The sequence below is a fragment of the Pseudomonas sp. P106(2024) genome, assembly GCF_057480815.1.
The window spans coordinates 320,603-328,490 of the sequence record NZ_JBLIYU010000006.1 but is presented as its reverse complement, the minus strand read 5'-3'; the positions used below and the strand labels follow the sequence as shown (position 1 = coordinate 328,490).

Genomic DNA, 7,888 nt, shown 5'->3' with positions numbered 1-7,888 from the left:
GTAAAGGCTGTGCACGGACATGCCCAGGCGCTGGGCGACCTCGGCGACAGGTTTGCCTTTTTCGGTCACTTGCTTGACCGCTTCGATCTTGAATTCTTCGGGGTAACGCTGACGACTCATGGCACCTCCTATTTGGGCCTCATTATGAGGCTTGGAGGTGTCTACGAAACCAGGGGCGATTCAGCCAGCCTAGCCTTTAACAAAGGATTCTTTGTCTATCACGCAGTCGAAGGTTCCCGGGAGGGAGAGGACTTCCCCGTTGGGTTTGATGGCCCTACGAGTATGGGAGACTACTTCAGGTTTCTGGTGCCAGGGGAGTATGCATCGATTGAAGATTTTCCAGAGAGCCTGAGAGCAGGAATTGTCGTCTCTCAAACCTTGGATTTCGATTCGAAACAAGTGTTGAGTGGGAAATGTATCAACGAGTATTTTTACGATTTGTATAGGTGCTAAGCCCGGGGCAGAAAGCATGTTCGCCACCCCGGCGTTGTCGTGATCGAGTTTCGGCTGATTCGTGATATGGAAGGAGCGGTCGTGGACAGGTATGAAGATCTGCAGCCGGACAAGGCATCCGGCCTGCTTGCAAAACTGAAAACAGTCAATGCGCAGGTGCTCGCGGCACTGACTGCCGATCATTCGCAAGTGCCGGCCGATTATGTTGCCTTCATGAAGGAGCTTGGCTGGGGTGAAGTGGGTAAGGCTGCCTACATGTTGTATGAGGGCCTGCTGACGCCAGACCAGATCTACGATGAAGATGATGAACTCCCCCTGGACGGCATCCTCCTGTTCGGGGATGACATGCAGGGGTACTGCTCGGGGTTCGATACGAACAATGGCTGGGTGGTTGTCGATATCGACCCGGTAAGCCGTGAAGCGCATCAAGTGGCGGACAGTTTTTCCGAGTACATACGTGAAATGCTGAACGACTTTTAGCCGTCGAGGAGCAATGGGGTGGCCTCGGTTTCTGATTGAACACCTGGCAACCTCTGTCAGTCCCACGCTGTGTACCTACTTGTCCACAGCAGGAGGCTTACCCCATGAGCACATACGACTGGGACTTGATCGAACGCTTGCTGCACGAAGTGCAGAACGGCGCCGGTCACAGTTTCACGCCACGCCCCTATGCCGAGCAGCATGCCGCCGCGCTGGCCGCCGATGGCGAGGCGCCGGGCGATCTGAACCAGCTCAAGGCCCAGGCCTGCGAGTACGAAAAGATCCTCTTGGAACGGGGTTTCATCGAGAGCCGGCCTGAAGCGGAAGGCGGCAACGGCGAGAATTTCGTCCTCAGTCCGCGTGGCTCGCGCCTGCTCAGCCTGATCGACAGCAGCATTCCGGGCTTCGAACACCCACGCCAGGTGCTCGATGAACAGGCTGATGCGCTGGACGAAGCCACCTTCGAGCACGTCTCGGCCAAGGCACAGATCGCTGGCGGATCAATTTAGACTGGCATCGGCAAGGCCGGTCCCCCGATAATCGGGATCCATTCTCACTGCCGAGCCTTGCCATGCCGTTCAACCCGCTGAGGGGCCGCCCATGACTGCGGTCCGCAAGAACCCCGACGCCTTCGCCTTCCAGGTCATGCTGGGGCTGTGCCTGATCTGGGGCTGCCAGCAGGTGCTGATCAAATCCGCTGCCGTGGACATTGCACCGGTCATGCAGGCGGCGTTTCGCAATGGTATCGCCGCGCTGCTGGTGGGGCTGCTGGTCTGCTGGCGGGGAGGCTGGAGCCAGGTGGGCAGCACCTGGCGTGCCGGGTTGCTGGCCGGCGCGCTGTTCGGCCTGGAGTTCCTGTTCATCGCCGAGGGGCTGAAGCTGACCTCGGCGGCGCATATGTCGGTGTTTCTCTACACCGCGCCGATCTTCACCGCCCTGGGGCTGCATTTCATGATGCCCAGCGAACGGCTGCGGCTGTTGCAGTGGCTGGGCATCCTGCTGGCCTTCGGGGGGATTGCCCTGGCCTTTGCTGGTGGCGTTTCCCTAGAGTACCTCGATGGACGCATGTTGCTGGGCGATGCCCTGGCGATCCTGGCAGGCCTGGCCTGGGGCGCGACCACGGTGGTGGTGCGCGGCTCGCGCCTGTCCGAGGCGCCGGCGACCCTGACGCTGTTCTACCAGCTGGCGGTGGGGTTTGTCGGGCTGGTGCTGATCGCCCTGGTGAGCGGGCAGATCGCCGATTTCTCGCTGACCCCGCTAGCGGTGGGCAGTGTGCTGTTCCAGGGGATCGTGGTGTCGTTCGTCAGTTACCTGACCTGGTTCTGGTTGCTGCGCAAATACCTGGCCTCGAACCTGGCGGTGTTTTCCTTCATCACGCCGCTGTTCGGGGTGACCTTCGGCGTGTTGCTGCTGGATGAGCCGTTGAGCTTGAACTTCGTGATCGGCGCGGTGATGGTATTGCTCGGGGTGGTCATGGTCAGCGCCGAGGCGTGGGTGCGGCAGCAGTTGCGCAAGCTGGTGGGATGAGAGGGTAGACGCGCCGGCCCCTGGCGCGCTCCACCACGTCCACGGCTTTTGCTACGTAGGCTGCATCTCCTGTCTCTAATGCGTCAGCCATGAACTGTGCGATGGTTTCCGGAGAAGCCAGATAGGCGGCAGCGTCGAATTCATGGAACGTTTCAGTCATTTTGCGTCCTCTGCGAGTGCTGGAGAATGTAGCCAATGAAACGTTGTCGAGAGAGGCACAAATGATTTCGATCTGTTGCTGAACTGAACCCACCATCACCCGGCTGTTCGGGCATTTGAGTGGCAATCCTGCAGGTAATGACCTCCCGTCACGGCCAGCACTCCGGCCACGGCCAACCCTGCCGCCGCCAACACCAATGCTGGCTGTAATCCACCACTGAAATGACTGCTCAACGCCGCCAGCAACGGCCCGCTCAACTGCCCCAGGGCAAAGCATGCGGTCAGCAACCCGGCATTGCGCTGTGTGGCATGGGGCGCCAGCTCCCGTGAGCGCTGCATCACCAGTTGCATGCAGGCCAGGAACGGCCCGCCGCACAGCAGCACGCCCAATGCCAGGCCGATACCGCCACCGAGCAGGCAGGCCAGTACGCCGAGCCCTTGCAGCCACAGGGTGGTGGTCAGCCAGGCAGAGGTCCGCCCAGGGCGGCGCAGGCTGACGATGGCCACGCCGAGCGCCGATGCCAATCCGAACGCGGGCCAGAACAGGTCGGCTTGCCACTGCCCATGGAACTGCTGGCTGGCCATCTGCGACAGGAAGGTGGCCGGCAGGATGTAGCCGATCCCGTAGAGCGCATAGACCAGTCCCAGCCGTCCGATGCCGGTGCCATGGCCTTGTTCGTTGACGGCCGCAGGCGTGGCGGCGGGCTCCAGCGCCCGTGGCAGCCACGGTAGCACCGCTAGCAGCATGACCAGCGCGGCGACGCCATAGACCAGCCACAGGGCGGCAGAATCCAGCCCCAGCAGGTGCGCACCCAGGGCCAGCACGCCCGTCACCGCGATGCCGACGCCGGGCCCGGCGAACACCAGCGCACCGAGGCGCTGGCGGCCATGGGCGCTGGCCAGTTGCTGGCTGAGGCTGGCGATCATCACCAGTACCCAGGCGCTGGCCACGCCGGTGCCGAAGCGCAGCAGCAGGTGGCTCCAGAAACCGTCGGCGGCCCACGAGGCCAGGGTCAGCAGCACGCACAGCCACAACCCCCCATGCAGGCGCAGGCGCACCTGGGCGGGCTGGCGGGCGAACATGGCGTCCACCGCGCCGAGGAAGTAGCCCAGGTAGTTGGCGGCGGCGACCAGGCCGCCAGCGGTCAGGTCGAACTGGCCCTCGGCGATCAGTCGGGGCAGTTGTGGCGTGAGGGCGAAGCGTCCGATGCCCATGGCCATCATCAGCGCCACGACGCTGGCCAGCAATTGCACGAAGGGCGACATGGAAAGTCTCCTGCACGAAGGGATGCGATGGATGGCAGGGTAGGGTTCATTGACTTTCAATAAAATTGAATAATGATGATCAAGTTGTTCTTTTTTGGAGAATCTCATGGAGTTCAGCCAACTGCGCATCTTCCAGGCCGTGGCCGAGGAGGGCTCGGTGACCCGCGCCGCCGAGCGATTGCACCGGGTGCCGTCGAACCTGTCGACGCGCCTGCGCCAGCTCGAGGAGCAACTGGGGGTGGAGCTGTTCCTGCGCGAGCGCCAGCGCTTGCAGCTGTCGCCGGCCGGCAAGGTGCTGCTGGACTATGCACATAGGCTGACCAGCCTGCGCGACGAAGCGCTGGCCGCGGTGCAGGGCGGCCAGCCGGCGGGGGATTTCGTGCTGGGCACCATGTACAGCACGGCAGCCATTCATTTGCCGGCGCTGCTGGCGCGCTACCACCAGGCCTACCCGGCGGTGAACCTGCAAGTGCAGGCGGCGCCCAGTGCCGAGCTGCTGGAGGGGGTGCTCAGCCATCGGCTGGACGCGGCGCTGGTGGACGGCCCGCTCAACCTGGCAGGGCTCGATGGCGTGCCGTTGTGCGAGGAAACCCTGGTGCTGATCACCAGCCCCGAGCACCCGGCGGTGCACAGCGCCAGGGATGTCGCCGGCAAGGCGGTGTTCACCTTCCGCCAGGGCTGCTCGTACCGCATGCGCCTGGAAGCCTGGTACGCCCATGACCACACGCCCATGGGGCGGGTCATGGAGATCGAGTCGTACCAGAGCATGCTGGCCTGTGTGATCGCCGGGGCCGGCGTGGCGTTGATGGCGCAGTCCATGCTCGACAGCCTGCCGGGCCGCGAGCAGGTGCGGGCGCATCGGCTGCAGGCGCCGTTCGACCAGGCGATGACCTGGCTGATGTGGCGCCAGGGCAAACGCGGGGCGAATCTGCAGGCCTGGATCGACCTGCAACAAAGCGAAACGATTGACCGACCGTCGGAAGCTGCCATCAGCGCTTGATCCGGGTCAAAATCGCCCCTATGTGTAGGAACAGAGGCATGCGCAATACAGGACATAGGTCTATGATCTGTATGACGCATCGCAAGTTTGATTGACCGTGAGGCTGACCCGTCAAGGGGGCACTATGAACGAACGCATGTACAACTGGCTCCATGACCTCGCCGTCGCCCTGGGGCTGCTCCCGCCACCGCTGCAGCCGGTGCCGATCCCGACCGACGAAGAACAGCGCAAGCGCCAGCCGCGTCGGCGCTGACCCCTGACAAAAAGGCCGCCGCATCTTATCGATGCGGCGGCCTTTTGCGTTGTTGCCCCGGGATCTGGCCTCAGGCCAGGTTCACCGTCGCCACCGGCTTGCGCGAAGCCAGGCTGACCACCACGAAGCTCACCAGGCCGATGGCCAGGCTGTAGTAGATCGGCGAGTTGGCTTCCAGGCCGTCCTTGAACATGAACAACAGCGCGGTGCCGAAGCCCAGCGACATGCTGGCGATGGCCCCGGCGGTGGTTGCGCGTTTCCAGAAGATCGCGCCGATCAGCGGGATCAGCATGCCGCCCACCAGCAGGTTGTAGGCCAGGGTCAGGGCGCTGATCACATCGTTCACTGCCAGGGCGATACCCAGCACCACCAGGCCGGTGAGCAGGGTGAACAGGCGGTTGATGCCCAGGCTCGACTGCTTGCCACCGCGCAACTTGGGCAGCAGGTCTTCGGTCAGGGTGGTCGAGGCGGCCAGCAGGCCCGCGCTGGCGGTGGACATCATCGCGGCCAGGGCGGCGGCCATCAGCAGGCCACGGATGCCCTCGGGCAACTGGCCCTTGATCATCTCGGCGAAGGCGTTGTTCGGGTTGGCCAGGTCCGGCATCAGCACGTGGGCGGCCATGCCGATCAGGGCGCAGGCCAGGCCGTACAGCACGCAGTAGATACCGGCGGTGGTGCCGGCGCGCTGGCAGACCTTCTCGTCACGGGCGGTGAACACGCGCTGCCAGATATCCTGGCCGATCAGGATGCCGAAGAAGTAGATCAGGAAGTAGGTGATGATGGTGTCCCAGCCGATGGTGGTCCAGCTGAAGCTGGTCGCCGGCAGCTTGGCCACCAGGGCGTCCCAGCCGCCGGCCTTGTACAGGCACACCGGCAGCAGGATGAACATCAGGCCCACGGTCTTGATGACGAACTGGACGATGTCGGTCAGGGTCAGCGACCACATGCCGCCGATGGTCGAATACACCACCACCACGCCGCCGCCGAACAGCAGCGCCATCCAGAACGGCACGTCGAGCAGCACCTGCAGCACGGTGCCCATGGCCAGGGTCGAGGTCACCGCGATCATCAGCGCGTAGGCGAGCATGATCGCCGCGCTGGCCTGGCGGGCCATCGGGTTGTAGCGGCGCTCCAGCACCTGGGTGACGGTGAAGATCTTCAGGCGCAGCAGCGGCTTGGCCAGGAACAGGTTGAGGGCGATGATCCCCAGGCCCAGGGCGGCGCACAGCCAGAAGCCGGAAATGCCATGGACGTAGCCCAGGCGCACGGTGCCGACGGTGGAGGCGCCACCGAGCACGGTGGTGGCCATGGTGCCCATGTACAGGGTCGGGCCGAGGTTGCGCCCGGCCACCAGGTAGTCTTCGTGGGTCTTTGCGCGCCGCATGCCGTACCAGCCGAGGCCGAGCATGCCGGCGGCATAGATCAGTACAACGATGATGTCCAAGGCCATTGGGGGTCTCCCGATTATCTTTATTATGGCGAGATCGGCCGTCCGGACGCTGCAAGGCGCCCGGCGGTCCTGTCATGTGTTGGCGGGCCTCTATGGCCCTCCCGAATGGCTCCTGCCGGGGTCAAGCAATCGATTGCAGCGCCCCTGTAAACGGGCGGTACTCGGCGGTTAGCGGCGTACCACGCCCGGCAGCACGCAGAGCATTTCGAACAGCAGGTTGGCGCCCAGCAGCGAGGTGTTGCCGGTGGTGTCGTACGGTGGGGAGACTTCGACCAGGTCGCAGCCGATCAGGTCCAGGCCGTGGCAGCCGCGGATGATCTCCATCGCCTGGATGGTGGTCAAGCCGCCGATCTCCGGGGTACCGGTGCCTGGCGCCCAGGCCGGGTCGATGCCGTCGATGTCGAACGACAGGTACACCGGGCCGCCACCGACTTTCTCGCGCACTTCGGCCATCAGCGGCTCCAGCGACTTGTGCCAGCATTCTTCGGCCTGGACCACACGGAAGCCCTGGCGACGGCTCCAGTTGAAGTCGTCGGCGGTGTAGCCCTGGGCGCGCAGGCCGATCTGCACCACGCGGTCGCAATCGAGCAGGCCTTCTTCCACGGCGCGGCGGAAGGTGGTGCCATGGGCGATCTTCTCGCCGAACATGTGGTCGTTGACGTCGGCGTGGGCGTCGATATGCACCAGGCCGATCTTGCCGTGCTTCTTGTGCAGGGCACGCAGGATCGGCAGGGTGATGGTGTGGTCGCCACCGAGGGTCAGCGGGATGACATTGTGCTCGACGATCTCGTCGTAGGCCTCTTCGATGATGCGCACGGCGTCCAGCAGGTTGAAGGTGTTGATCGCCACGTCACCGATGTCGGCCACCGACAGCGAGTCGAACGGGGCGGCGCCGGTGGCCATGTTGTACGGGCGGATCATCACCGACTCGGCACGGATCTGCCGTGGGCCGAAGCGGGTACCCGAGCGCAGCGAGGTGCCGATGTCCAGGGGCACGCCGATGAACGCGGCGTCGAGCCCTTCGGCGCTCTGCAGGTGGGGGAGTCGGAGCATGGTGGCGATGCCGCCGAAACGCGGCATTTCGTTGCCGCCCAGTGGTTGGTGGAGAATCTTGTCCACGGTGGGCCTCATCAGTCGGTCGATTGTTCTGTTTGTTCGAACCTGTGCCGCCGCGCACCTCGTTGCTCTGGTTGTGCTGGCGGGCAGGGACATTTCGCCGCAGTCTGCGCAAGGTAGTGCCCGGGAAGAATCGCTACCGACAAAAACTTACTTCAGGAATTTCTGAACTATCGGTGCGCGG

At 63.8% G+C, this 7,888-nt stretch carries 9 protein-coding genes and 1 pseudogene; 5 read left to right on the top strand and 5 right to left on the bottom strand.

The annotated features are described in order from the left end of the window. Nucleotides 1-120, bottom strand: a 120-nt coding sequence (locus AC25M7_RS13290; protein ID WP_486971134.1) for a transposase, incomplete at its 3' end; no start/stop codon positions are given. Between the two features lie 414 nt (nt 121-534). Here AC25M7_RS13290 and AC25M7_RS13285 point away from each other — a divergent pair. From AC25M7_RS13285 to AC25M7_RS13275, 3 genes are all read left to right on the top strand, one after another. Further along, nucleotides 535-933, top strand: a complete 399-nt coding sequence (locus AC25M7_RS13285; protein WP_051555688.1) for an SMI1/KNR4 family protein — start codon at nt 535-537, stop codon at nt 931-933. 104 nt (nt 934-1,037) lie between these two features. Beyond that, nucleotides 1,038-1,442: a hypothetical protein gene (locus tag AC25M7_RS13280; RefSeq protein ID WP_028691123.1), complete on the top strand. Its 405-nt coding sequence runs from the start codon at nt 1,038-1,040 to the stop codon at nt 1,440-1,442. A gap of 91 nt (nt 1,443-1,533) precedes the next feature. Next, a complete protein-coding gene (locus AC25M7_RS13275; RefSeq protein WP_084943071.1) occupies nt 1,534-2,460 on the top strand; it encodes a DMT family transporter in 927 nt (308 codons plus the stop codon). A gap of 16 nt (nt 2,461-2,476) precedes the next feature. Here the strand turns inward: AC25M7_RS13275 and AC25M7_RS13270 are convergent. Both AC25M7_RS13270 and AC25M7_RS13265 read right to left on the bottom strand, forming a co-directional pair. Further along, nucleotides 2,477-2,620: pseudogene (locus AC25M7_RS13270) on the bottom strand (helix-turn-helix domain-containing transcriptional regulator); the annotation flags it as partial. A gap of 95 nt (nt 2,621-2,715) precedes the next feature. Further along, nucleotides 2,716-3,885: an MFS transporter gene (locus AC25M7_RS13265; RefSeq protein ID WP_486971130.1), complete on the bottom strand. Its 1,170-nt coding sequence runs from the start codon at nt 3,883-3,885 to the stop codon at nt 2,716-2,718. Nucleotides 3,886-3,991: 106 nt separating this feature from the next. Here AC25M7_RS13265 and ptrR point away from each other — a divergent pair, with 106 nt between their 5' ends. Both ptrR and AC25M7_RS13255 read left to right on the top strand, forming a co-directional pair. Further along, entirely contained in the window at nt 3,992-4,885 is an 894-nt protein-coding gene (gene ptrR / locus AC25M7_RS13260; protein WP_186600158.1) for a putrescine utilization regulator PtrR, read from the top strand. Between the two features lie 124 nt (nt 4,886-5,009). Next, nucleotides 5,010-5,138, top strand: coding sequence for a PA1414 family protein (locus AC25M7_RS13255; protein ID WP_256206021.1), 129 nt, complete (start codon nt 5,010-5,012; stop codon nt 5,136-5,138). Between the two features lie 70 nt (nt 5,139-5,208). Here the strand turns inward: AC25M7_RS13255 and AC25M7_RS13250 are convergent, their stop codons facing one another. Beyond that, complete coding sequence (locus AC25M7_RS13250; RefSeq protein WP_486971129.1) at nt 5,209-6,588, bottom strand: sodium:solute symporter family protein; 1,380 nt, start codon at nt 6,586-6,588, stop codon at nt 5,209-5,211. Between the two features lie 168 nt (nt 6,589-6,756). Further along, nucleotides 6,757-7,707, bottom strand: coding sequence for an agmatinase (speB, locus tag AC25M7_RS13245; protein ID WP_062574808.1), 951 nt, complete (start codon nt 7,705-7,707; stop codon nt 6,757-6,759). Nucleotides 7,708-7,888 lie beyond the last annotated feature (181 nt).

What these genes read in the sequence shown, in the direction of transcription:
- AC25M7_RS13280 (WP_028691123.1), top strand. Translation starts at nt 1,038, where the DNA reads ATGAGCACATACGACTGGGACTTGATCGAACGCTTGCTGCACGAAGTG.
- AC25M7_RS13275 (WP_084943071.1), top strand. Translation starts at nt 1,534, where the DNA reads ATGACTGCGGTCCGCAAGAACCCCGACGCCTTCGCCTTCCAGGTCATG.
- AC25M7_RS13265 (WP_486971130.1), bottom strand. Translation starts at nt 3,885, where the DNA reads ATGTCGCCCTTCGTGCAATTGCTGGCCAGCGTCGTGGCGCTGATGATG.
- ptrR (WP_186600158.1), top strand. Translation starts at nt 3,992, where the DNA reads ATGGAGTTCAGCCAACTGCGCATCTTCCAGGCCGTGGCCGAGGAGGGC.
- AC25M7_RS13255 (WP_256206021.1), top strand. Translation starts at nt 5,010, where the DNA reads ATGAACGAACGCATGTACAACTGGCTCCATGACCTCGCCGTCGCCCTG.
- AC25M7_RS13250 (WP_486971129.1), bottom strand. Translation starts at nt 6,588, where the DNA reads ATGGCCTTGGACATCATCGTTGTACTGATCTATGCCGCCGGCATGCTC.